General features: G+C 70.9%; 26 protein-coding genes. 13 read left to right on the forward strand and 13 right to left on the reverse strand.

Features of this window, described 5'->3' with window-relative positions:
* The 6 genes from KBY19_RS26990 to KBY19_RS27015 all read left to right on the forward strand — a co-directional run.
* A partial coding sequence (locus tag KBY19_RS26990; protein WP_210966872.1) for a family 1 glycosylhydrolase occupies positions 1–1,177 on the forward strand: 1,177 nt, incomplete at its 5' end.
* A 158-nt stretch (positions 1,178–1,335) separates the two neighbouring features.
* A complete protein-coding gene (locus tag KBY19_RS26995) occupies positions 1,336–3,474 on the forward strand; it encodes an MMPL family transporter (protein ID WP_185016815.1) in 2,139 nt (712 codons plus the stop codon).
* A gap of 59 nt (positions 3,475–3,533) precedes the next feature.
* Entirely contained in the window at positions 3,534–4,817 is a 1,284-nt protein-coding gene (locus tag KBY19_RS27000; protein ID WP_210966873.1) for a sensor histidine kinase, read from the forward strand.
* Positions 4,814–5,539 carry a response regulator transcription factor gene (locus KBY19_RS27005; RefSeq protein ID WP_099880663.1) on the forward strand — a complete coding sequence of 242 codons (726 nt, stop codon included), beginning with the start codon at positions 4,814–4,816 and terminating at the stop codon, positions 5,537–5,539. The genes KBY19_RS27000 and KBY19_RS27005 overlap by 4 nt, the downstream gene beginning before the upstream one ends.
* A gap of 30 nt (positions 5,540–5,569) precedes the next feature.
* Entirely contained in the window at positions 5,570–6,328 is a 759-nt protein-coding gene (recO, locus tag KBY19_RS27010; RefSeq protein ID WP_099880661.1) for a DNA repair protein RecO, read from the forward strand.
* Between the two features lie 63 nt (positions 6,329–6,391).
* Entirely contained in the window at positions 6,392–7,225 is an 834-nt protein-coding gene (locus KBY19_RS27015) for an isoprenyl transferase (RefSeq protein ID WP_099880650.1), read from the forward strand.
* 9 nt (positions 7,226–7,234) lie between these two features.
* Here KBY19_RS27015 and KBY19_RS27020 read toward each other — a convergent pair whose 3' ends face one another.
* Positions 7,235–7,534 (reverse strand): DUF4190 domain-containing protein, encoded by a 300-nt coding sequence (locus tag KBY19_RS27020; RefSeq protein ID WP_210966874.1) that lies wholly within the window; start codon positions 7,532–7,534, stop codon positions 7,235–7,237.
* A gap of 2 nt (positions 7,535–7,536) precedes the next feature.
* A complete protein-coding gene (locus KBY19_RS27025; protein ID WP_099880638.1) occupies positions 7,537–7,698 on the reverse strand; it encodes a hypothetical protein in 162 nt (53 codons plus the stop codon).
* Positions 7,699–7,847: 149 nt separating this feature from the next.
* Between KBY19_RS27025 and KBY19_RS27030 the strand changes: the two genes are divergently transcribed.
* Positions 7,848–8,501: a TetR family transcriptional regulator gene (locus KBY19_RS27030; RefSeq protein ID WP_185016814.1), complete on the forward strand. Its 654-nt coding sequence runs from the start codon at positions 7,848–7,850 to the stop codon at positions 8,499–8,501.
* 7 nt (positions 8,502–8,508) lie between these two features.
* Here KBY19_RS27030 and KBY19_RS27035 read toward each other — a convergent pair whose 3' ends face one another.
* The gene (locus KBY19_RS27035) at positions 8,509–9,264 is read right to left on the reverse strand and encodes an ABC transporter permease (protein WP_099880634.1); all 756 of its coding nucleotides are present in this window, start codon (positions 9,262–9,264) and stop codon (positions 8,509–8,511) included.
* Positions 9,257–10,198: an ATP-binding cassette domain-containing protein gene (locus tag KBY19_RS27040; RefSeq protein WP_210966875.1), complete on the reverse strand. Its 942-nt coding sequence runs from the start codon at positions 10,196–10,198 to the stop codon at positions 9,257–9,259. The genes KBY19_RS27035 and KBY19_RS27040 overlap by 8 nt, the downstream gene beginning before the upstream one ends.
* A gap of 121 nt (positions 10,199–10,319) precedes the next feature.
* Between KBY19_RS27040 and KBY19_RS27045 the strand changes: the two genes are divergently transcribed.
* Entirely contained in the window at positions 10,320–11,114 is a 795-nt protein-coding gene (locus KBY19_RS27045; protein WP_210966876.1) for a TetR/AcrR family transcriptional regulator, read from the forward strand.
* 48 nt (positions 11,115–11,162) lie between these two features.
* On the opposite strand, the gene KBY19_RS27050 is transcribed toward KBY19_RS27045, so the two are convergent.
* The 4 genes from KBY19_RS27050 to KBY19_RS27065 form a co-directional block, all read right to left on the reverse strand.
* A complete protein-coding gene (locus tag KBY19_RS27050) occupies positions 11,163–11,585 on the reverse strand; it encodes a Fur family transcriptional regulator (protein WP_099880625.1) in 423 nt (140 codons plus the stop codon).
* Between the two features lie 107 nt (positions 11,586–11,692).
* The gene (locus KBY19_RS27055; RefSeq protein ID WP_099880623.1) at positions 11,693–12,652 is read right to left on the reverse strand and encodes a metal ABC transporter permease; all 960 of its coding nucleotides are present in this window, start codon (positions 12,650–12,652) and stop codon (positions 11,693–11,695) included.
* Positions 12,649–13,452, reverse strand: coding sequence for a metal ABC transporter ATP-binding protein (locus tag KBY19_RS27060; RefSeq protein WP_099880621.1), 804 nt, complete (start codon positions 13,450–13,452; stop codon positions 12,649–12,651). The genes KBY19_RS27055 and KBY19_RS27060 overlap by 4 nt, the downstream gene beginning before the upstream one ends.
* A gap of 11 nt (positions 13,453–13,463) precedes the next feature.
* Positions 13,464–14,456, reverse strand: a complete 993-nt coding sequence (locus KBY19_RS27065; RefSeq protein ID WP_099880619.1) for a metal ABC transporter solute-binding protein, Zn/Mn family — start codon at positions 14,454–14,456, stop codon at positions 13,464–13,466.
* 205 nt (positions 14,457–14,661) lie between these two features.
* Here KBY19_RS27065 and KBY19_RS27070 point away from each other — a divergent pair, with 205 nt between their 5' ends.
* Positions 14,662–16,044: a glycine--tRNA ligase gene (locus tag KBY19_RS27070; protein WP_185016809.1), complete on the forward strand. Its 1,383-nt coding sequence runs from the start codon at positions 14,662–14,664 to the stop codon at positions 16,042–16,044.
* 79 nt (positions 16,045–16,123) lie between these two features.
* Here the strand turns inward: KBY19_RS27070 and KBY19_RS27075 are convergent, their stop codons facing one another.
* From KBY19_RS27075 to KBY19_RS27085, 3 genes are all read right to left on the reverse strand, one after another.
* The gene (locus KBY19_RS27075; protein WP_099880617.1) at positions 16,124–16,861 is read right to left on the reverse strand and encodes a cyclopropane-fatty-acyl-phospholipid synthase family protein; all 738 of its coding nucleotides are present in this window, start codon (positions 16,859–16,861) and stop codon (positions 16,124–16,126) included.
* A 30-nt stretch (positions 16,862–16,891) separates the two neighbouring features.
* The gene (locus KBY19_RS27080) at positions 16,892–17,497 is read right to left on the reverse strand and encodes a Uma2 family endonuclease (RefSeq protein WP_247691467.1); all 606 of its coding nucleotides are present in this window, start codon (positions 17,495–17,497) and stop codon (positions 16,892–16,894) included.
* 111 nt (positions 17,498–17,608) lie between these two features.
* Positions 17,609–17,947 carry a helix-turn-helix transcriptional regulator gene (locus tag KBY19_RS27085; RefSeq protein WP_099880615.1) on the reverse strand — a complete coding sequence of 113 codons (339 nt, stop codon included), beginning with the start codon at positions 17,945–17,947 and terminating at the stop codon, positions 17,609–17,611.
* Between the two features lie 99 nt (positions 17,948–18,046).
* On the opposite strand from KBY19_RS27085, the gene KBY19_RS27090 reads away from it, so the two are divergent.
* Together KBY19_RS27090 and KBY19_RS27095 are read left to right on the forward strand one after the other, a co-directional pair.
* Positions 18,047–19,147, forward strand: coding sequence for an NADH:flavin oxidoreductase/NADH oxidase (locus KBY19_RS27090; protein ID WP_099880614.1), 1,101 nt, complete (start codon positions 18,047–18,049; stop codon positions 19,145–19,147).
* A 114-nt stretch (positions 19,148–19,261) separates the two neighbouring features.
* Positions 19,262–19,612 carry a hypothetical protein gene (locus tag KBY19_RS27095; protein ID WP_185016807.1) on the forward strand — a complete coding sequence of 117 codons (351 nt, stop codon included), beginning with the start codon at positions 19,262–19,264 and terminating at the stop codon, positions 19,610–19,612.
* Between the two features lie 32 nt (positions 19,613–19,644).
* Here KBY19_RS27095 and KBY19_RS27100 read toward each other — a convergent pair whose 3' ends face one another.
* Positions 19,645–20,199 (reverse strand): hypothetical protein, encoded by a 555-nt coding sequence (locus KBY19_RS27100; protein ID WP_210966878.1) that lies wholly within the window; start codon positions 20,197–20,199, stop codon positions 19,645–19,647.
* A 203-nt stretch (positions 20,200–20,402) separates the two neighbouring features.
* Here KBY19_RS27100 and KBY19_RS27105 point away from each other — a divergent pair, with 203 nt between their 5' ends.
* Positions 20,403–20,864: a hypothetical protein gene (locus tag KBY19_RS27105; RefSeq protein ID WP_210966879.1), complete on the forward strand. Its 462-nt coding sequence runs from the start codon at positions 20,403–20,405 to the stop codon at positions 20,862–20,864.
* 10 nt (positions 20,865–20,874) lie between these two features.
* Here KBY19_RS27105 and KBY19_RS27110 read toward each other — a convergent pair whose 3' ends face one another.
* Positions 20,875–21,087: a DUF397 domain-containing protein gene (locus KBY19_RS27110; protein ID WP_210966880.1), complete on the reverse strand. Its 213-nt coding sequence runs from the start codon at positions 21,085–21,087 to the stop codon at positions 20,875–20,877.
* A gap of 67 nt (positions 21,088–21,154) precedes the next feature.
* Here KBY19_RS27110 and KBY19_RS27115 point away from each other — a divergent pair, with 67 nt between their 5' ends.
* Positions 21,155–21,331: an ATP-binding protein gene (locus KBY19_RS27115; protein WP_247691468.1), complete on the forward strand. Its 177-nt coding sequence runs from the start codon at positions 21,155–21,157 to the stop codon at positions 21,329–21,331.
* Positions 21,332–21,374 lie beyond the last annotated feature (43 nt).

Raw genomic sequence — 21,374 nt, forward strand, 5'->3', positions numbered from 1 at the left:
CCGCTGGCCCGAGGACGTGGCACTGCTGCGCGAACTCGGCGTCGACGCCTACCGGTTCTCCCTCTCCTGGCCCCGCGTCCTGCCCTCGGGCGGTGGACAGCTCAACCGAGCGGGACTGGACTTCTACGACAGGCTCGTCGACACGCTGTGCGAGGCCGGCATCCAGCCGGTGCCCACCCTCTTCCACTGGGACACCCCGCTGGCGCTGGAGGAGCGCGGCGGCTGGCTGCGACGGGAGACGGCGCACCTGTTCGCCGACTACGCCGATATGGTCGCCGCCCGCCTCGGGGACCGGGTGGCCCGCTGGATCACCCTCAACGAGCCGGCCGAGCTGACCCTGCTCGGCTACGGTCTCGGCGTCCACGCGCCCGGCGAGCGCCTGCTGTTCGACGCGCTGCCCGCCGCCCACCACCAACTGCTCGGGCACGGGCTGGCGGTCCGCGCGCTGCGGGCCAACGGCGCGGGCTCCATCGGTATCGCCAACTCGCACGGTCCCGTCCGGCCGCTGTCCGACAGCCCGGCCGACACCGGGGCAGCGGACTTCTACGACACCCTCACCAACCACCTGTTCGCCGACCCGTTGCTGCTGGGGCGCTACCCCGACCAGGGGTTGGCCGAGCTGCTGCCCGGACCGGTCGAGGATGATCTGGAGGTGATCGGCGAACCGCTCGACTGGTACGGGATCAACTACTACCGGCCCACCCTGGTCGGCGCGGGCGGAGAAGGCGGGGAGTTCGCGGGGGTGGACATCCCCGCCGAAGTCCCGTTCACCCTCCACGAGACACCCGGCCGGGAACGCACCGGGTCCGGCTGGGCCGTCGTCCCCGAGGGGCTGACGGAGACGCTGCGCACCCTGGGCGAACGGTACGGTGACCGGCTGCCGCCGGTGCTCATCACCGAGAACGGCTGCGCGTACCCGGACCGCACCCACGACAGCCGCCGGATCGACTTCCTCGACGCGCATCTGCGCGCGCTGCACACCGCCCTCGCGGAAGGCGCCGATGTGCGCGGCTACTTCGTCTGGTCGCTGCTCGACAACTTCGAGTGGGCCGAGGGCTACACACAGCGCTTCGGCCTTGTGCACGTGGACTACGCGACCCTGGAGCGCACGCCCAAGGACTCCTTCCACTGGCTGCGCCGCGCACTTGCCGCCCGGCGTGCCGCGGGGCCCCGCTGACGGGGTGGCCCGCAGTGGGAGTACGACCGGGGGAGTAACCGGCGCCGCGGACCGCCTGCGGGGGTAGCGGAGGTTCGGTCCAGGGGGCGACGAAGCGGGGGTGTCGGGAGGCGAGTCTGGTCGGGAGCCAGCATCCCGACGGAAAGAGGGGGACCCTGATGGGACCCGCTACTGAAGTGACCGAGCGCGCGGACACGCCCGCACCGCCGCCCGGGGCGCCGCCCACCAGGAGCAGACGGCAGCGCGCCGTGCCGTGGGGCGTCGTCGCCCTGTGGATCGTCGCCCTCGTGCTCGCCGTGCCGTTCGCGGCCAAGCTCGCCGATGTCACACGTGACAAGCCCACCGACTATCTGCCCGGCGGTGCCGATTCCACCCGCGTGCAGCACCTGGTGGAGCAGTTGCCCGGCGGCGGAACCAGCGCGCTGCTGCTCGTCCACCACCGGGAAGGCGGTCTGACGGCTGCGGATCGACAGCTGGCCCGTACGCAGGTTCGCCAGGTCGCCGACGCGTACGCCCTCGCGGGCGAGAAGGACGGCGCTGTGCCGCGCTCCGTCCCGGCGAAGGACGGCCGGACCCTGCTGACCGCCTTCTCCCTCACGGGGATGGGGGACGAGGACGTACGGGACGAGGCGGTGCACCGTATCCGGGACCGGATCGCGGACCCGCCGAGCGGGCTGACGGTCGAGCTGGGCGGGCCGGGGGCGGTGGCCGCGGACAGCAGCGAGATCTTCGAGTCCGTCGACGGGACGCTGATGCTGGGCACGGCCGTGGTCGTCGCCGTGCTGCTGATCCTCACCTACCGCAGCCCGGTGCTGTGGCTGGTCCCGCTGTTGGTGGTCGGGGTGGCGGCGATGGTGTCCCGGGCGCTGGTGTACGGCCTGGTGCAGGCATTCGATCTGACGGCCACCACGATGAACACCTCTGTGATGACGGTGCTCATCTTCGGCGCCGGCACGGACTACGCCCTGTTGCTGGTCTCGCGCTACCGCGAGGAACTGCGCGTCCACCGGAGGCCGTTCGAGGCCATGGTCGCCGCACTGCGCGGCTGCGGGCCCGCCGTTCTCGCCTCCTCCGGCACGGTCGCTGCCGGGCTGCTGTGCCTGCTGGCGGCGGATCTGAACAGCGTGAACGCGCTGGGCCCGGTCGGCGCCATCGGTGTCGTCTGCGCGCTCGCCGCCATGATGACGCTGCTGCCCGCGCTGCTCGTACTGCTGGGGCGGCGGCTGTTCTGGCCGCTGATCCCCGCGTTCGGCAGTACGCCCACGGTCCGCCGCTCCCTGTTCACCTTCATGGGCAGCTCGGCGGGGCGCCGCCCGGTCACCGTGCTGGTGGGCGGCGCGCTGCTGCTGGGGACGCTCTGCCTCGGTGTGTTCGCGCTGCCGGGGGACCTGCGTGAACAGGACACCTTCACTGAGAAGCCCGAGTCGGTCTCCGCACAGGAGAGGGTGCAAAAGGCGTTCCCCGAAAGCAGCAGCCGGCCGGTGACGGTCCTCGCCCGCACCGGCGCGGCCCCGCGGGTCGAGCAGGCGGTGCGCGGCACGGACGGCGTCGTACGGGTCGAGAAGGAGCGCAGCGGCGGCGGCTGGACGGAGTGGGCCGCGTACGCGAAGGACAGGCCCGAGTCCGCGGGCGAGATGGCCACCATCCGTCAGCTGCGCGGCGAGCTGGACGGCCTTCGGGGTGCCGAGGCCCTCGTCGGCGGGCCGAGCGCCCAGCAGCTCGACCTCCAGGAGACCAACGCGGACGACCGGAAGGTGGTGATCCCGCTGGTGCTGGCGGCGGTGCTGGTCATTCTGATCGCCCTGCTGCGCAGCCTGGTCGCGCCGCTCATCCTGACGGTCGCCGTCGTCGCCTCCTGGGGGGCCGCGCTGGGCCTGGGCGGGTTGGCCTTCGAGCCGGTGCTGGGCTTCGAGGGCCTCGACCCGGGTATACCGCTGATGACGTTCGTCTTCCTGGTCGCGCTCGGTGTCGACTACGGCATCTTCCTGATGCACCGCACCCGTGAGGAGTCGCTGCGCGGTGTGCCTGTCGCCGAGGCCTCGCTCACCGCGCTGCGCACCACGGGAGGGGTGATCGCCTCGGCGGGCATCGTGCTGGCCGCCACCTTCTGTGTGCTGGCGACGCTGCCGATGGTGCTGATGGCTCAGTTGGGACTGGTCATCGCGGTGGGCGTGCTGCTGGACACCTTCTTGGTGCGGACGTATCTGGTCACCTCGGCCAGTCAGTTGCTGAAGCGGTGGATGTGGTGGCCGGGCCGGCTGTTCCGTACGGAGAGCGAGGGCGCCCGGCGTGGGTGACGGCCCGCACCCCCCCTGCCCCAACCTCCGCCCCGTACCGCAGGATTGGGCTTGTGCGCATGCCCCGGGATCCGGTGAACACCATCGTGGCGCGCTCCTTGCGGCCCCGACAGCCAGGAGCGCCCGTCACCCGGCGCGACGTGCTGCTCGCGCTGGCCGTGTGCGCCGTGCAGACCGTGCTGGTGCTGGCCGCCCCGCCCACCGACGGACGCTTCCCCACGCCCCTCGGCTGGGCCCTGCTGACCTGTTCCGGTGCCCTGCTGGCCGTCCGCCGCCGCGCGCCCTGGCTGGCGGTGCTGGGGATCATGCTGTGCATCGGGCCGTACCACGCGCAGGACTACGTCCACACGGCCGCCGTGCCCGGCGCGCTGATCGCGCTCTACTCGATGGCCGTCGCCGGTCCGCCGCTGCGCTCGTTCGCCACCCTGGGCGGGATCGTCGGCGTCATGGCGACGATCATGGGAACCGCCGGCCGGACCCACGAACTGAGCGAGATGCTGCGCTCCTCCGGATGGATCGTGGTGTGCGTGCTGTTCGGCGAGACGGTGCGGATCCACCGCAACTACCTGGCCGCCGTGGTCGAGCGCGCCGAGCGGGCCGAACGCACCCGCGAGGAGGAGGCGGCCCGCCGCGTCGCGCAGGAGCGGCTGCGTATCGCCCGCGATCTGCACGATCTGCTCGCGCACAGCATCACCCTGATCGGTGTGCAGACGTCCGTCGCCGCGCACGTCCTGATGGCCGACCCCGATCGGCTCGACCGTCAGGCGGTCGCCAAATCCCTGGAGGGCATCTCCGAGACCTGCCGCGGCGCACGCGCCGAGTTGCGCACGACGCTGGAGGTGCTGCGCGCCGGGGACGCCGACGGGATGGAGCCGCTGCCCGGTCTGTCCGGGCTGCCGGACCTGGCGCGGGCGGCGTGCGACGCGGGCGCGCACGTCGAGCTGTCCGTACACGACTCGGCGCACGCGCTGGCGCCCGCCCCCGCCGTGGGCGCCGCCGCCTACCGCATCGTCCAGGAAGCACTGACCAACGCCGTACGGCACGCCGGTGCCTCCGTGTGTGTGCGGGCCGTGGTGGAGGCGGTGGGCGGGGCGCTGCGGGTCAGCGTCGTCGACGACGGCGGAGGCGACGCCGCCGCGGCCACCGGGGAGGCCACGGCGGGGGAGGAGGCGGCCGGCGGTCCCGGCGGGTTCGGTATCGCCGGGATGCGGGAGCGGGCCCGCAGCGTCGGCGGCAGCCTGGAGGTCGGCTCCCGCGCGCCCCGCCCAGGGTTCGCCGTCACCGCGCTGCTGCCCGCCCGACCGTCCTCGTCCGTTGCCGCACCGGGAGAAGCCCTGCCATGACGGAAACCGCCCGAACGGGCAGTCAAAACGACCGCACCACCATCCCCATCCGTATCGTGCTCGCGGACGATCAGACTCTGGTGCGGTCCGCCTTCGCCATGCTCATCGCCTCCGCCGAGGACATGATCGTGGTGGGCGAGGCGGCGACGGGCCGGGAAGCCGTCGCACTCGCCGGGTCCGCTCGTGCGGACCTGGTCGTCATGGACATCAGGATGCCCGACCTCGACGGCATCTCGGCGACCCGGCAGATCGCCGCCGAGGAGGATCTGGACGGTGTGAAGGTCCTCGTCCTGACCACGTACGACACCGACGAGCACGTGGTCGAGGCGCTGCGGGCCGGTGCCTCCGGGTTCCTGGTCAAGGACACCCGTCCCGCCGAGCTGCTGGATGCCATCCGTACCGTCGCTGCCGGGGAGGCGCTGCTCTCGCCGGGCCCGACCGCCCGGCTCATCGCCCGGGTGCTGCGGGCGCCCGGACCGGACGCCCCGGGCACGCCGTCCCCGGAGGCCCTGGGCGCCCTGTCCGCCCGCGAGCGGCAGGTCCTCGCCCTGGTCGGGCGCGGTCTCAACAACACCGAGATCGCCGAGACCCTCGCCCTGTCCCCGCTCACCGCCAAGACCCACGTCAGCCGCATCATGGGCAAGCTCTCCGTGCGCGACCGCGCACAACTGGTGATCGCCGCCTATGAGTCCGGTCTCATCACGCCGGGCACCGCCCGCTGACCCCCGCGCCGGGTACGGGAGAATGCCTCCATGACCCTGTTCCGTGACGACGGCATCGTGCTGCGTACCCAGAAGCTGGGCGAAGCCGACCGCATCATCACCTTGCTCACACGTGGGCACGGCCGGGTGCGGGCCGTGGCGCGGGGGGTGCGGCGGACGAAGTCGAAGTTCGGGGCGCGGCTGGAGCCGTTCAGCCACGTCGACGTGCAGTTCTTCGCCCGGGGCAGCGAGCTGGTGGGGCGCGGTCTGCCGCTGTGTACGCAGACGGAGACGATCGCCCCCTACGGTCGGGGCATCGTGGCGGACTACGACCGCTACACGGCGGGGACGGCCATGCTGGAGACCGCCGAGCGGTTCACCGACCACGAGGGCGAGCCGAATGTGCAGCAGTATCTGCTGCTGGTCGGCGGCCTGCGCACCCTCGCCTCGGGCGAGCACGGTGCGGGCCTGGTACTGGACGCCTTCTTGCTGCGCTCCCTCGCGATGGGGGGCTACGCGCCCAGTTTCGCGGACTGCGCCAAGTGCGGACTGCCGGGGCCGAACCGGTTCTTCTCCGTCGCGTCGGGCGGCGTGGTGTGCGGCGACTGCCGGGTGCCGGGCAGCGTCGTGCCCTCCCCGGAGGCGCTGCGGCTGCTGGGCGCCCTGCTGACCGGTGACTGGGAGACCGCGGACGCCGCCGAGCCCCGGCACTGCCGGGAGGGCTCGGGGCTGGTCTCGGCGTATCTGCACTGGCACCTGGAGCGGGGGCTGCGCTCCCTGCGCTATGTCCGGCAGGCGACCAGCGGTTAGGAGCGGCTAGGCTCGGGCGGGTCAGCACTGTTCCCCTGTCCCGCCCGCTGGAGATGAGTACCGATGGCACGCCGCGGAATGCTGTCCTGGTCGCAGCAGCGCGAGTACGCGACGCCCGACCCGCACCCCTCGGGGGCCCGGCCGCCCAAGATCCCGGGCGAGCTGGTCCCCAACCATGTGGCGGTCGTCATGGACGGCAACGGCCGGTGGGCCAAGCAGCGGGGACTGCCGCGTACGGAGGGGCACAAGGTCGGTGAGGGCGTCGTGATGGACGTGCTCAAGGGCTGTATCGAGATGGGTGTGAAGAACCTGTCGCTGTACGCCTTCTCGACCGAGAACTGGAAGCGTTCACCCGAAGAGGTGCGCTTCTTGATGAACTTCAACCGGGACGTGATCCGCCGCCGCCGCGACGAGATGGACGCGCTGGGAATCCGTATCCGCTGGGTGGGCCGGATGCCCAAGCTGTGGAAGTCCGTCGTCCAGGAGCTCCAGGTCGCCCAGGAGCAGACCAAGGACAACGACGCGATGACGCTGTACTTCTGCGTCAACTACGGCGGCCGTGCCGAGATCGCGGACGCGGCCCGCGGTATCGCCGAGGACGTGGCGGCGGGCCGGCTGGATCCGGCCAAGGTCAGCGAGAAGACGTTCGCGAAGTATCTGTACTACCGCGACATGCCGGACGTGGATCTGTTTCTGCGTCCGTCGGGCGAGCAGCGGACGTCCAACTACCTGATATGGCAGAGCGCGTACGCGGAGATGGTCTACCAGGACGTGCTGTGGCCGGACTTCGACCGGCGCGACCTGTGGGCGGCGTGTCTGGAGTATGCCCAGCGCGACCGCCGGTTCGGTGGTGCGCGGACCGACGAGGGTGAACAGGGCGCCGCCAAGGGTGCGTGAGGGGGCGCCTCAGCCCGTGAAGTTCCAGGAGACGGTGCCGTTCGCGGTGACCAGTACGGCCAGCACGATCAGGTCGGCGGCGCCCAGTGCCGTGCCCAGCAGGGCGCGGCCGCGGCGCGTGGTGCCGCGGGCGAGGGCAAGTCCGCCCAGTACCAGGGCGCAAGGGCCGAGGACGATGTTGAAGACCAGCAGCCCGACCAGCCCCATGATGAAGGAGGCCACGGCCATGTCGTCGGCGGCGTCGGCGGCGTCGGCGGTGTCGGCGTCATCCACGCGGGTGCGGCCCTTGCGAAGCAGCACAGTGCTCATGGTCAACTCCTCGGCCGGTTGCGGCGGGTGCGTTCGCGGACGGTGAAGACCAGCAGCCAGGCGGCGATGACCGCGGCTGCCGAGAGGGTCACCTCGGGCGGCAGTTGGGCCGGTGGGCCCACCAGCACGCCCAGCAGGAGGAAGGCGGCGACGAGGAAGATCATCTGTTCCTCTCTCCCAACTCGTTGCGTTTCGGCGGTCGTCGTGCGTGCATTGCGTGCATCAAGTTCGGTGAACAAGTGTCGTGACAACTGTTCACCGAGTTCGAGGCTACAGCATTGCGGCGCTCGGCGCACAACTGTTTACTGAGAACATGAGCAGCAGCACCCCCCACTCGCAACGGGACCTGAAGAAGGCCAGAACGCGCCGTGCACTCCTGGACGCGGGTCTGGCGCTGCTGGAGGAGCAGAGCCTCAGCAGTATCGGTCTGCGCGAGATCACCCGTGCCGTGGGCATCTCGCCCGCCGCCTTCTACCGGCACTTCAGGGACGTGGCCGACCTGGGCGTCGCCCTGGTCGAGGAGTCGCTGGGCAGCCTGCACGCGGTGATACGGGCCGGGCTGACCGAACGCAGCGACGACGGCGAGCGCATCGATCACCTCGTCGACGCCATCGCCCGCTTCGTGCGCGAGCACCCCGAGCACATCCGCTTCGTGGTACGCGAACGGCACGGCGGGGTGGCCGCCGTGCGGACCGCCATCGGCTCCCAGCTCGACCGGTTCGCCGCGGAGGTGGCCGAGGTGCTCGCCCGCGACGAGGTCTCCCGGGGCTGGAGCGCCGAGGATCTGCGGATGCTGGGCGAGACCTACGTCGACCACATGGTGATGACCGCCTCCGCCTTCTTGGACGCGGCCCTGGGGGAGGGGCCGCCGGAGGAGGCCGTCGCGCACACGGCCCGCCGCCAGCTCCGCCTCATCAGCCTCGGCCGCCGGCACTGGATCTCCGACGCGGCGCCCCCCGCCCCCTGAGCCCCGGTCAGCCGGTGCGCCTCCGGAACAGCGCCCCGCACACCGGCAGCGCCACCGCCAGCAGCCCCAGGCACCAGGCGAGCGCCAGCCAGGGGCTGTTGCCGGCGGGCTGGTCCAGCAGCAACCCTCGCAGGGACTCGATGACGGGGGTCACCGGCTGGTTGTCGGAGAAGCCGTGCAGCCAGTCGGGCATCGTGTCGATCGGCACGAAGGCGCTGCTGGGGTAGGGCAGAAAGAGCATGGCGAAGGTGAAACCGCCCGCCGCTTCGGGGGTCTTGGCCAGCAGCCCGGCCGCGGCACCCAGCCAGGAGAGCGTGGTGATGTAGAGCAGCAGGATGCCGCTGGCAGCCAGCCAGCCGGCCGGCCCCGCCTGCGGCCGGAACCCGATCGCGAAGGCGACGGCCAGCACCGCCGCTGTCGCCACCGCGTTGCGGGCCACGCTCGCCGCGACATGTCCGGTCAGCACGGCGGTGGGGCTGGTGTCCATGGAGCGGAAGCGGTCGATGATGCCGTTCGTCATGTCGTTGGAGACGGTGGTCGCCGTCATCGAGGCGCCGTATCCGGCGCACAGGATCAGCACACCGGGCGCCACATAGGTCACGTACTTCCCGGTGCTCGTCTCGATGGCGCCACCGAAGAAGTAGACGAACACCAGCATCAGCATCACCGGCAGCACCAGTGCCGTGAGCACCGCGTCCAGGTTGCGCCGGGTCAGCCGGATCGACCGGCCCGCCAGCACCGGGTATGCCGTGAGATCACTCATGGGTCAGCTCCAGGAAGACGTCGTCGAGGGTGGCGTTGTGCACGGCGAAGCGCGCGACCTGTTCGCGCGTGGGGTCCAACTCGTCCAGCAGCGCCCGCACATGCGCCGCGCTCCCGTCGGTCGCCACACCCAGCACCAGCTCCTCCGGCGACTGGTGCAGCACCCGGCCGCCCAGCCGTCCGGCCAGCTGGGTGTAGGCCGCGCGCCCGGCCATCGTCAGATCGAGGCGCTGGGCGGTCACCGTCTTCTTCAGCTCCTCCGGCGTGCCCTGGGCCCGCACCTGCCCCCCGTCCAGTACGGCCACCCGGTCGGCCAGTTGGTCGGCCTCCTCCAGGTACTGCGTGGTGAGGAAGACGGTCACGCCTGCCTGTGTCAGCGAGCCGACCGTCTCCCACATCGTGCGGCGGCTGCGGGGATCGAGTCCCGTCGTCGGCTCGTCCAGGAAGACCACCTCCGGATCGCTGACGAGCCCGGCGGCGATGTCCAGCCTGCGCCGCATTCCGCCCGAGTACGTCGACACCCGGCGGTGCCCGGCGTCGGTGAGCGCGAAGCGCTCCAGCAGCTCCTGGGCGCGGCCGCGGGCGGCGGCGCGTGGCAGGCCGCGCAGCCGCGCCATCATCCGCAGGTTCTCCAGGCCCGTCTGCTCCTCGTCCAGTGCCGCGTACTGCCCGGTGAGGCTGATGGCGCGGCGCACCCGGGACCGTGCCGTCTCCACGTCGTGCCCGGCCACGGTGGCCTGCCCGGCGTCGGCCCGGATGAGCGTCGCCAGGATGCGGACGGTGGTGGTCTTGCCCGCCCCGTTCGGTCCGAGCAGGGCGAAGACGCTGCCGCGCCGCACCTGCAGATCGAGCCCCGCGAGCACCTGTACGGAGCCGTACGCCTTGCTCAGCCCCCGCGTCCGTATCGCCCACTCCGCCTCTGGCGCTTGGTGCATGGCACGTCCCCCCCTCTTCTGTGTATCTGATACGCGCTACTGCGTATGCCATAAACTCTACTGCGTATGCTATACACGTTCCGAGTGGTGGAAGGCAACCCGAAGGGCGGGACGGCTCACGATGGTGGAGCGGGAGCAGCGGACGCCGGGCGAGCAGCGGCCCCTCGACGGGCTCCCGGCAGGCGTGGCCGCCGCCTGGGGCCTGAAGGAGCGGCCCGGCAAGGGCCCGGCACGCGCGCTGGACGTACGGCGGATCGTCGCCGCGGCCATCGGCATCGCCGACGCCGAGGGGCTGGCCGCGGTGTCCATGAGCCGCGTCGCCACCGAGATCGGCGTCTCGACGATGGCGCTCTACCGCTATGTCGCCGGCAAGGACGAGCTGCTGGTCCTCATGGAGGACACGGCCATCGGCACCCCGCCTGCGGGCCCACCGTCCGGGGAGGGCTGGCGGCCCGGCATCGAGCACTGGGCCCGCGCCTTCCGTGCCGTCCTACTGCGTCACCTGTGGATCGTCCGCATCCCCATCGGCTCCCCACCGTTGTCCCGGCACAGCGTGGAGTGGATGGAGTACGCCCTCGCCCAGCTGGCGGCCACCGGGCTGGACGCCGAGGAGAAGCTGGGCGTCATGATCACCGTCAGCGGTTACGTCCGCAGCGATGTCGCCCTCCACGCGGACATCGACCAGGCGACCCGTGCGAGCGGCACCGAGTGGAGCGGTGTGGAGAAGCGCTACTGGGGCCTGCTGTCCGAACTCACCGCGACCGGAGACTTCCCGGCCATCCGCGCGCTCCTCGCCTCCGGCGAACTCGCCGACGCCACCGAAGCCGCCGACACGGAGGGCACGGCTGAATTCGAGTTCGGGCTGTCCGTCATCCTGGACGGAATCGAGGCCCGCATATCGGCGCGGAATCGCTGAACCACGGCTGAGAACCGCCTCCCGACCAGGCGTGAATCCGGGGGAGTCCTACGGCGTCTGCCCGGCGGCGGCGCACTCCCCGCAGGTCCCGAAGATCTCCACGGTGTGTCCCACGTTCACGAACCCGTGCTCGGCCGCGACGGAGGCGGCCCACTTCTCCACCACCGGACCCTCGACCTCCACGGCCTTGCCGCAGGCGCGGCAGACCAGATGGTGGTGGTGGTCGTCGCTGTGGCACCGCCGGTAGACGGCCTCACCGTCGTCCGTGCGCAGCACGTCCACCTCGCCCGCGTCCGCAAGGGACTGCAGGGTGCGGTAGACCGTCGTGAGCCCCACCGAGTCGCCCCGGTGTTTGAGCATGTCGTGCAGTTCCTGCGCGCTGCGGAACTCCTCGACCTCGGCGAGTGCCGCGGAGACGGCGGCGCGTTGCCGGGTCGACCGGCCGCGTACAGGGGGACCTGCGGTGGTCACGCTCTGGCTCCTTACGTTCGTCGGCTCCGGGGAGGCGCCGAGGCGACTCCGGGTCGGTGCGGCGTTCGCGGCGACCCATTGTGCCAGGCGCTTCCGGTGAGCGGGTATTACACCCTGCTCGGGCGATCCACCTGCCCCGTGCCGTCGGCGGCGCTGTGCTTCCCGTCCGCTACCAGGGTGCCCTCTCCCTCCCCCTCGGGGACAGTCTTCCCCCGGGAGACGGCCTGTTCTCCGCCCCCGCTACCGCTGCGGAACCTGCGCCTGGCCAGCGGCGCGGCCAGCGCCGTGACGAGGCCGAAGAGCACGATCGCCAGGACGACGATGCTGGCGCCGGGTGGTACATCGGCGAAGTAGGAGGTCACCGTGCCGGAGAGGGTGACGGCGACGCCGAAGCCCATGGCGAGCCCCAGCGTGGCGGCGAAACCGCGGGTGGCCTGCTGCGCCGCGGCCACCGGAATCACCATCAGCGCGCTGACCAGCAGCAGTCCGACCACCCGCATCGCCACCGTGACCGTCACGGCGGCGGTCACGGCGAGCAGCAGATTGAGCAGTCGCACCGGCAGCCCCGTCACCCGGGCGAACTCCTCGTCCTGGCAGACGGCGAACAGCTGCCGGCGCAGCCCGAGTGAGACGAGCAGCACGAAGACCGACAGCCCGACGATGGCGGTCAGGTCCTCGGGGGAGACGGTGGTGATGGAGCCGAAGAGGTAGGTGGTGAGGTTGGCGTTGGAGCCGTTCGGCGACAGATTGATGATCATGACGCCGCCCGCCATGCCGCCGTAGAACAGCATCGCCAGGGCGATGTCGCCCCGGGCCTTGCCGTACCAGCGGATCAGCTCCATCGTGATCGCGCCCACCGAGGCGACGAGCACGGCCATCCACACCGGGTTGGTGCTCAGCAGGAAGCCCAGCGCGACTCCGGTGAGCGCGACATGGCCGATGCCGTCGCCCATGATCGCCTGACGGCGCTGCACGAGGTAGATGCCCACGGCGGGCGCCGCGATCCCGACCAGCAGCGCGGCGAGCAGCGCGCGCTGCATGAACGCGTAGTCCAGCATCTCGATCATGAGAGCAACCCCGTCTCGATCTTCGGTGCCGCCTCGGCGGCGGGTACGGAGCCGTGCGGGTGGCAGGCGAGGTCGTGCAGCCGGTCGGGGTTGTCCACCCGCTCGACCTGCCCGTCCCGCAGGACGACGGCGTGGTCGATCAGCGGTGCGAGCGGGCCGAGTTCGTGCAGGACGAGCAGTACGGCGGTGCCCTGGTCCACCTGTCGGCGCAGGGTTTCGGCGAGTATCTCCTGGTTGGCGACGTCCACGCCCGCCAGCGGCTCGTCCATGATCAGCAGCTCGGGTTCGGCGACCAGGGCCCGCGCGATCAGCACCCGCTGGTGCTGTCCGCCGGAGAGCGACTCGACCGGCTCCCGCATCCGGTCCGCCATGCCGACCAGTTCCAGGGCGTGCCGTACGGCGGCCTTGTCCTCGCGGCCCAGTGGGCGGAAGCGGCGCCGGGCCAGCCGGCCGGCCGAGACGACCTCCCGCACCGTCGCCGGGACACCGGCCGCCGCGGTGGAGCGCTGCGGCACATAGCCGAGCCGCCGCCAGTCGCGGAACCGGGTGAAGGGCGTACCGAACAGCTCCAGTTCGCCCCCGGTGAGCGGCACCTGCCCCAGCACGGCGCGGATGGTGGTGGACTTGCCCGAGCCGTTGGCCCCCAGCAGCGCGACCGTCTCGCCGCGCCCCACCGTCAGATCCACCCCGCGCAGCACGGGGCGCCCGCCCAGCGAGGCGGTGGCGCCGCGCAGGGTGACGGCGGGCGGGGCCCCGGCTATCGCGGCCCCGTCCTGTGCGGCCGCAGTCGTCCTGGTCATGCCTTACGTCCTCACTGTGCGCCGAGCGCCGTCTTGAGCGCGGTCAGGTTCTGGTGCATCACGGAGAAGTAGTCGTCGTTCTTCGGGTCCTTGATGCTCTCCAGAGGGCTGAGTACCGAGGTCTTCAGCCGGAGGTCGCCCGCGAGTGTCCTGGCGGTCTTGTCGCTCGCGTTGTTCTCGAAGAAGACGGTGTCCACGTCGTCCTTCTTGGCGACCTTGTGCAGTTCCTTCATCCGGGACGCGCTGGGCTCCGACTCCGGGTCGATGCCGGCGACGGCCTCCTCATGGAGACCGTACCGCTCGGCGAGGTAGCCGAAGGCGGCGTGCGTGGTGATGAAGGTATCGGTCTTCTTGTTCTTCAGGCCGCTCTCGAAGTCCTTGTCGAGCTTCTTGAGGCGCGAGACGAGATCCGAGGTGTTCTTCTTGTACTCGGCCTTGTGGTCGGGGTCGGCCTTCTGGAGCTGCTTGCCGACCCCCTCGGCGACCTCGGCGTAGCGCACCGGGTCGAGCCAGATGTGCGGGTCGCCCGCCGCGTCGTCGCCGTGGTCGTGGCCCTCGTGCTCGTCGTGGCCCTTCTCGCCGTGCCCGTGCTCGTCGTGGCCTTCCTCGCCGTGCACATCGGTGCCGTGCTTCTCCAGCGTGGTGTAGGAGGTGGCCTCGGCGATGTTCTTCACGCCCGACTGCTCGACCGCCTCGTCCACGGCGGGCTGCAGCCCCTTGAGGTAGACGATCAGGTCCATCTCGCTGAGCTGGCCGGTCTGCTTCGGGCTCAGCTCCAGGTCGTGCGGTTCGGTGCCGGGCTTGGTGAGGTTCTCGACCTCGACGTGCTCACCGCCGATCTGCTGTGCGAGATACGCCATCGGGTAGAAGGACGCGGCCACCCGCACCTTCCCGCTGCCGCCGCTGTCGCTGCCGCAGGCGGCGAGGCTGAGGGAGGCGAGACCGAGAGCGCTGAGCGCCGCGCTGGTGCGTATGAGCCGACGGGGGCGGGGACCGATGTTCATGACACTCATTTTCATCCGAATTGGAAACGATTGTCAACTAAAGCTTCGCGCTCCGTGATCACGCCGCCCTCTTCGAAGGGATGATCCGGGACGGTCCCGAAGACTCCGGACGGCAGCCGGGTCGAATCCGGAACCGATTTGCCGCGCCCCCTACGGGCCCCAGTAATCTGGGGTATTCCGTCTCGTCGTCAATGAAGAGAGCACCGTGGCCGCCGACAAGATCGACACAATTGTCAGCCTCAGCAAGCGCCGTGGCTTCGTCTACCCGTGCAGTGAGATCTACGGTGGTCAGCGTGCCGCCTGGGACTACGGGCCGCTGGGCGTGGAGCTGAAGGAGAACATCAAGCGCCAGTGGTGGCGCTCCATGGTCACCTCGCGCGACGACGTGGTGGGCATCGACTCGTCGGTGATTCTGGCCCCCGAGGTCTGGGAGGCATCGGGCCATGTCTCCACCTTCACCGATCCGCTCACCGAGTGCACCTCGTGCCACAAGCGCTTCCGTGCCGACCACCTGACCGAGGCGTACGAGGCCAAGCACGGCCGCGAGCCGGAGAACGGCCTGGCCGACATCAACTGCCCGCACTGCGGCAACAAGGGCGGCTTCACCGAGCCCAAGCAGTTCTCCGGGCTGCTGTCCACCCACCTCGGCCCCACCCAGGACTCCGGCTCGGTCACCTACCTGCGTCCCGAGACCGCGCAGGGCATCTTCACCAACTTCGCCGCCGTCCAGCAGACCTCGCGCAAGAAGCCGCCGTTCGGCATCGCGCAGATGGGCAAGTCGTTCCGGAACGAGATCACGCCGGGCAACTTCATCTTCCGCACCCGCGAGTTCGAGCAGATGGAGATGGAGTTCTTCGTCAAGCCGGGCGAGGACGAGGAATGGCACCAGTACTGGATGGACCAGCGCTGGGCCTGGTACCGCGACCTGGGCATCCGCGAGGAGAACATCCGCTGGTACGAGCACCCGAAGGAGAAGCTCTCCCACTACTCCAAGCGGACCGCCGACATCGAGTACCGCTTCAACTTCGGCGGCAGCGAGTTCTCCGAGCTGGAGGGTGTAGCCAACCGCACCGACTTCGACCTCACCGCGCACTCCAAGGCCTCCGGCCACGACCTGTCGTACTTCGACCAGGAGGCCGGTGAGCGCTGGACGCCGTACGTCATCGAGCCGGCGGCCGGTGTCAACCGCGCGATGCTCGCCTTCATGCTCGACGCCTACATCGAGGACGAGGCGCCCAACGCCAAGGGCAAGATGGAGAAGCGCACCGTGATGCGCCTCGACCCCCGGCTGGCCCCGGTCAAGGTCGCCGTGCTGCCGCTGTCGCGCAACGAGAAGCTCTCGCCCAAGGCCCGCGGCCTGTCGGAGACGCTGCGCAAGCACTGGAACATCGACTTCGACGACGCGGGCGCCATCGGCCGCCGCTACCGCCGCCAGGACGAGATCGGCACCCCCTTCTGCGTCACCGTCGACTTCGACACCCTCGACGACAACGCCGTCACGGTGCGGGAGCGCGACACGATGAAGCAGGAGCGCGTCTCCCTTGACCAGATCGAGGGCTATCTGGCCGGCCGTCTGATCGGCTGCTGACCAGCACCAGCTCCATCGCGGCGAAGGGCCCGGCACCCCGCAGGGGGAGCCGGGCCCTTCGCGTCGTTCCGTGCCGTGGTCACCCGGTGGTGCGGCGCAGCGCCATGCACACGAAGCCGAAGCTTGCCCGGTAGCCGCGCAGCCACTCGTCCCGGTGCCGGGCCGCGGCCTGCAGGGCCTCGGCGCTGTCGGGGTGATCGCGGTTGTCCAGCGCCCAGCGGGAGAGGGAACCGGTCCAGTTCCACTCGTAGTCGTCCAACTCGTGCCGGGTGGAGACGTGCGCGTACACCGGCGTCCAGCCCTCGGCGGTGACCTTCTCCACCGTCCCCGCCAGGTCCTCGTACTCGCCCAGCGTCTCCCGCGCCCACCGGCTCGGCTCCCGCTCCCAGTACGCGTCCCCGACCAGCACGGTGCCGCTGGGCGCCAGCTGCCGCCGCGCGGCCTCCAGGGTGGGCAGCAGCCCGCCGAACGCATGCGCCGCGCCGACGCTCAGCACCAGATCGAAGGGATGCGGCGCCTCGAACGACGCGGCCTCGCCGCGGTGCAGTGTCAGCCGCTCGGCGACCCCCGCCTCCCGCGCCCGGTGCCGGGCGCGCTCCAAGGCCTCGGCGGAGATGTCCACGCCCACCGCCTTCCCGTCCGGGTGCCGCTGGAGCGCGCGGATGAGCCACGCGCCCTCCCCGCAGCCGAGGTCGAGCATGCGTGCGTCACCGCGTACGACCGCGCGGGCGAGCAACCGGTCCACGGAGGAGTCCTCCAGCGGCGCCGCGAAGGGGTGGTCGGCGTGGGCGAGGAGGGAGCGCGTCTGTCGGTCCATGCGGGCACTGTGGCAGAGAGGGTGCTCGGGTCACCCCTGGTTTTCCGGCGGCTTGCCGAACGCTGTGGTGCCCAGCTCGAAGTCGAACGGCAGGGGGAGGTGCAAGGCCTTGCCGAACTGGCATGTCTTGCGCGTCCTGTACCCCTCGGGTGCCGGGTCCGAAAAGACGGAGACGGTCTGTGCCTGCATGTCGAGCAGTACATAAACGCCCACGCCTGCCTTGGCGTAGACCGCCAACTTGTCGCTCCAGCCGACATTACGCGTTGAGGCGGAGGTCAACTCGGCGACGGGTACGAGGGCTTCACCGTCGATGTGCTGTGCTTCCGTATCGAACGCCTTCTCGGAGGCGACGAAGACATCGGGCCCGAAGGCGCGTTCCTGGTCCGGAAAGGTGAACAGGTAAGGGGAGCTGTCCACGATCGTCCCGGTCGGGACATGCGGTTCCAGCTGAGCACGCAAAGAGCGCATCGCCCGCAGGTAGTACCCCTTCGACCATGGCGACATGACGATGCTTCCCCCGATGATCTCCGCCCGATAGCCCTCGGGTACCTCCATGGCCAAGAGGGTCCGGAGCAGCGCGTCGAAACTGCCGTCCGGTTCGTCGGAGGCCTCTATGGCCGTCGGTCGTTCAGGCATCACTGTCATGATGCGCCCTCAAGGTGCAGTGATCCAGTCACAACTCACCGTAATCAGGCGGACCGACAATGTGAGCGGGTCACCTGGCCGGGCCCCTCGGAAGGGTGGGCTTCAGTTCGCTGCTGCGCGCAGGACCGCGTCCAGGAGGCCGGGGAAGCGGGCTTCCAGGTCGGCTCGCCGCAGGCAGTTGATCTTGGAGGTGCCGCGGTAGCACTGGTTGATGACGCCCGCCTCGCGCAGCACCCGGAAGTGGTGGGTGGCGGTCGAGGTGGAGACGGGGAGCTCGACCTGGGAGCAGGTGGCCCCGTTGCCCTCGCCCTCACCGTGGGTGTTCAGGACGGTGATGATCCGCAGCCGCACCGGATCGGCCAGTGCGTGCAGTACCGCCTCCAGGTGGATCTCCTCCCGTGACGGGTGCGGGAGTTCGCGTACGGCAGTTGTCGTCGGCACGCCCACATAGTACGGCAGTCATCGAAATTTGACAGGTCTCGTACTACGGTGGCTATCGTACTAACCGCTGTTTCCGCCCCTACCCGATGGGAGAGCGCCGTGAGCGCACTGTTCGAGCCCCTTGCGTTGCGGTCGGTGACCGTGCCCAACCGCGTCTGGATGGCGCCGATGTGCCAGTACTCGGCCGCCCCCGACGGCCCCGACCAGGGCGCTCCCACCGACTGGCACCTCGCGCATCTGGGGGCGCGGGCCTCCGGCGGGCTCGGACTGGCACTGGTCGAGGCGACCGCGGTCACCCCCGAGGGCCGGATCAGCCCCTACGACCTCGGCCTGTGGAACGACCGCCAGCAGGAGGCCTTCGCCCGTATCACCCGCTTCCTGTCCGAACAGGGCACCGTCCCCGGCATCCAGCTCGCGCACGCCGGCCGCAAGGCGTCCACCGAGCGCACCTGGGTCGACCGCGGCGCACCCCTGGCGCCCGGCCTGGGCCACGGCTGGCAGCCGGTCGGCCCCAGCCCGCTGCCGTTCTCCGACGGGCACACCACGCCCGACGAGCTGTCGCACGAGCGGATAGCCGAGCTCGTCCGCCGGTTCGCGGACAGCGCCCGCCGCGCCTACGAAGCCGGGTTCAAGGTGGTCGAGGTGCACGGCGCGCACGGCTACCTGATCAACGAGTTCCTCTCGCCGTTCACCAACCACCGCACCGACGAGTACGGCGGCTCCTTCGAAGGCCGTACGCGGTTCGCGCTGGAGGTCGTCGACGCGGTACGCGCCGTGTGGCCCGACGAACTCCCCCTCCTCTTCCGTATCTCCGCCACCGACTGGCTGACCGAGAACATCGACGACGACCGCGAGGGTTGGACCGGTGACGACACCGTCCGCCTCGCCAAGGAGCTGCTGGCCCGCGGTGTCGACCTGCTCGACACCTCCACCGGCGGCAACGCCCCGGACGCCCGCATCCAGCCGGCCCCCGGCTTCCAGGTGCCCTTCGCCGAGCGGGTCAAGAAGGAGACCGACCTGCCGGTCGGCGCCGTCGGCCTGATCACCGAACCCCGGCAGGCCGAGGAGATCATCGCCTCGGGGCAGGCCGACGCGGTCCTGCTCGGCCGCGAGCTGCTGCGCCGTCCGTACTGGGCGAACGAGGCCGCCGTGGAACTGGGCGCCGAGCCGCGCCGCCCGATCCAGTACCACCGGGCGTGAGCACGCTCGCCCGGCGCCGTGCTGCGGGGCGCTCGCCCCGGTGCGGCCTGGCGGCCGGGCGAGCGGCGCAGAAATACCCGGGCGCGCACGCGTGCGCGTCCCTAAGATGCTCTGATGCCACTCGTCGACGTCACCTACGCGCCTCACGTCCCCGAAGCGAGGCTTCGCGCACTCGGTTCCGCACTGCCGCACCTGGTCTCCCAGGCGGTGGAGTGCCCCGAGGAGCCCTACGACGGCGACCTGCAACCCGGTGACGTGGAGATCCGCTTCCGGCCGCTGGGTCCGTTGGACCGCAGCGGTCTGAACGCGGTGATCGAGATCCGCTCCAAGTGGTTCGAGAGCAGAGCCGCCAACCGCCAGGAGCGCGTGGACCTCCTCCATGAACGCATCGAGGCCGCCACCGGGCTCGCCGACTTCGGTGTCTATCTGTCGCTCCCGGTGGCGGCCTGGTCCCAGGGGGAGTAGGCCGCCCGTCCGGCCCTGCCCTGGGCCGTGGCTCAGTTCAACTGCCTGACGAACGCGACCAGGAACAGCCCGCCGGCCAAGCAGCTCAGCAGTCCCGTCGGCAGCACCCACACGGGCCTGCGCTCGCCCCGCAGCGGTGCGGTCATCCGCCGGTGCAGCGCGGCCAGGCCGTACAGCAGCCCGAGAGCCACGACGGCCAGCGGCACGCTCACCCCGAAATGCGCCAGCCAGGCACCGGCCTCGCTCGGCCCGCCCCAGGAGTCGTCGTACGGCCCGTTGTCCACGAAGCCGTAGAACGGGCCACGGGCGATCAGGAGGGTGAGCACCGCGACCGGTATCAGCGCCAGGACCCCCAGCAGCACGGTGAGCACGGCATGCGCCAGGACGCGCCCCGCCCCCGCCTGAGGGCGCGCCCGCAGCGCCCGGCGCGCGGCCCGGGCCCGCCCGCCGAGCCCCATGACGAGAGCGAACAGCCCGACGGGGAGCAGTGCTGCGGCGGCTCCCAGGCGCCGCCCCAACCGTCGTGCGAAGGGCTTCTCCATGCGGGACGCGGCAGCGGGAGCGGAGGTACGCGGAGGAACGTTCATGGGCGCGAAGGTAGGGCGCCGACGTGGTGCCGCGCTGCATACCGCAGAGCCGATGCGGCCCCCTACTGCGGTAGGGGGCCGGGCTGCCGACGCAAGCGGTGGCTACTCATCGCGTCCCGTCGCCGCAGGCGCTCATCTCGTGGGACATCGCGGTTATGTGATCCGCCATAGGCAGCAGCGGCTCCTTCTGATGAAGTGCCCGGATGGCCCTTCTGCTCCTGCTGCTGCTCCCGGTCGGACTGATCGCTTCGCTGTCCCTCATCGGGTACGGCTTCGGCACCCTCGGCCGGGTCGGCCTCCGCCGCGCCGACCGGAAGGTGCGGCTGCGCGCCCTGACCGCCCTGCTGGGCGCCGCGGCAGCCGCCCTGTACTCGTGGGGCCTGCTCCACATCGCCGGTGCGGTACTGGAGGCGGAGGACGGCGGCACCGATTCCTCGCCGCTGCGGCCGTGCCGGATTCCGGAAGAGCGCGAGCGGGTGCTGCACGTCGTCGACTACACCGTGAACTACGTGCCGCTCCGGTTCGTCTGCGAGACGGAGGGGCACGGCAGCTACGCCGCCGGCTCCGTGCCTGGTTACGTCAACCCGGGCGTGCTCGGGCTCGCGCTGTCCGCCGCGGTGTGCGGCGCCGCCGCGCGGCCTCGCGGGGGCGTGGACCCCGCCTGAGGGGGTGCACCTACACGCCGCCTGCTCCGCCACCGCGCAGGTGCGCGGTGAACGCCCGCCACGCACCCGCACCGAAGTACGCGGTCCCGCGTGCGGTGTCCTTGCTGTCGCGGACCGCGCGGCCGTTGTCAGCCGTGTGGGCAACCTCCACACACTCGCTGGCCTCACCGGCGCCTGAGTAAGACGACTTACGGAATCGGCTGACGACGGTCCTGCTGTTCACGTGAGTTCCTCTTCCTCGGGGATGCTGGAGACGAGCCTCTGGACGAAATCCCTGGTCTGTTCGCCTCGTGCTGGAGGTCTCCGATTCGTACCAGTGGGAGATGCCCGAACTGCGCAAGCCGGGCCCGGAGGAGACCTCGGGCCGCGGGTTACTGCTCGTCGACGCCCTCTCGCAGGCGTGGGGCGTACGCCCCCGCACCGGGGCGGGCAAAACGGTGTGGGTCCACCTCGCTGTGCGCGGGTGAGCGGACTGGTCCGGGGGCGGAGCGAGCCGCTGTTTTGGGTGCC

Source organism: Streptomyces sp. B15 (assembly GCF_018070605.1).
GTDB classification, from domain to species: Bacteria; Actinomycetota; Actinomycetes; order Streptomycetales; family Streptomycetaceae; genus Streptomyces; species Streptomyces smyrnaeus.

What these genes read in the sequence shown, in the direction of transcription:
- KBY19_RS27060 (WP_099880621.1), bottom strand. Translation starts at nt 13,452, where the DNA reads ATGACCAGGACGACTGCGGCCGCACAGGACGGGGCCGCGATAGCCGGG.
- KBY19_RS27035 (WP_099880634.1), bottom strand. Translation starts at nt 9,264, where the DNA reads ATGAGTGATCTCACGGCATACCCGGTGCTGGCGGGCCGGTCGATCCGG.
- KBY19_RS27100 (WP_210966878.1), bottom strand. Translation starts at nt 20,199, where the DNA reads ATGAACGTTCCTCCGCGTACCTCCGCTCCCGCTGCCGCGTCCCGCATG.
- KBY19_RS27000 (WP_210966873.1), top strand. Translation starts at nt 3,534, where the DNA reads ATGCCCCGGGATCCGGTGAACACCATCGTGGCGCGCTCCTTGCGGCCC.
- KBY19_RS27015 (WP_099880650.1), top strand. Translation starts at nt 6,392, where the DNA reads ATGGCACGCCGCGGAATGCTGTCCTGGTCGCAGCAGCGCGAGTACGCG.
- recO (WP_099880661.1), top strand. Translation starts at nt 5,570, where the DNA reads ATGACCCTGTTCCGTGACGACGGCATCGTGCTGCGTACCCAGAAGCTG.
- KBY19_RS27080 (WP_247691467.1), bottom strand. Translation starts at nt 17,497, where the DNA reads ATGCCTGAACGACCGACGGCCATAGAGGCCTCCGACGAACCGGACGGC.
- KBY19_RS27005 (WP_099880663.1), top strand. Translation starts at nt 4,814, where the DNA reads ATGACGGAAACCGCCCGAACGGGCAGTCAAAACGACCGCACCACCATC.
- KBY19_RS27065 (WP_099880619.1), bottom strand. Translation starts at nt 14,456, where the DNA reads ATGAACATCGGTCCCCGCCCCCGTCGGCTCATACGCACCAGCGCGGCG.
- KBY19_RS27020 (WP_210966874.1), bottom strand. Translation starts at nt 7,534, where the DNA reads ATGAGCACTGTGCTGCTTCGCAAGGGCCGCACCCGCGTGGATGACGCC.
- KBY19_RS26995 (WP_185016815.1), top strand. Translation starts at nt 1,336, where the DNA reads ATGGGACCCGCTACTGAAGTGACCGAGCGCGCGGACACGCCCGCACCG.
- KBY19_RS27055 (WP_099880623.1), bottom strand. Translation starts at nt 12,652, where the DNA reads ATGATCGAGATGCTGGACTACGCGTTCATGCAGCGCGCGCTGCTCGCC.
- KBY19_RS27105 (WP_210966879.1), top strand. Translation starts at nt 20,403, where the DNA reads ATGGCCCTTCTGCTCCTGCTGCTGCTCCCGGTCGGACTGATCGCTTCG.
- KBY19_RS27095 (WP_185016807.1), top strand. Translation starts at nt 19,262, where the DNA reads ATGCCACTCGTCGACGTCACCTACGCGCCTCACGTCCCCGAAGCGAGG.
- KBY19_RS27040 (WP_210966875.1), bottom strand. Translation starts at nt 10,198, where the DNA reads ATGCACCAAGCGCCAGAGGCGGAGTGGGCGATACGGACGCGGGGGCTG.
- KBY19_RS27030 (WP_185016814.1), top strand. Translation starts at nt 7,848, where the DNA reads ATGAGCAGCAGCACCCCCCACTCGCAACGGGACCTGAAGAAGGCCAGA.
- KBY19_RS27025 (WP_099880638.1), bottom strand. Translation starts at nt 7,698, where the DNA reads ATGATCTTCCTCGTCGCCGCCTTCCTCCTGCTGGGCGTGCTGGTGGGC.
- KBY19_RS27045 (WP_210966876.1), top strand. Translation starts at nt 10,320, where the DNA reads ATGGTGGAGCGGGAGCAGCGGACGCCGGGCGAGCAGCGGCCCCTCGAC.
- KBY19_RS27075 (WP_099880617.1), bottom strand. Translation starts at nt 16,861, where the DNA reads ATGGACCGACAGACGCGCTCCCTCCTCGCCCACGCCGACCACCCCTTC.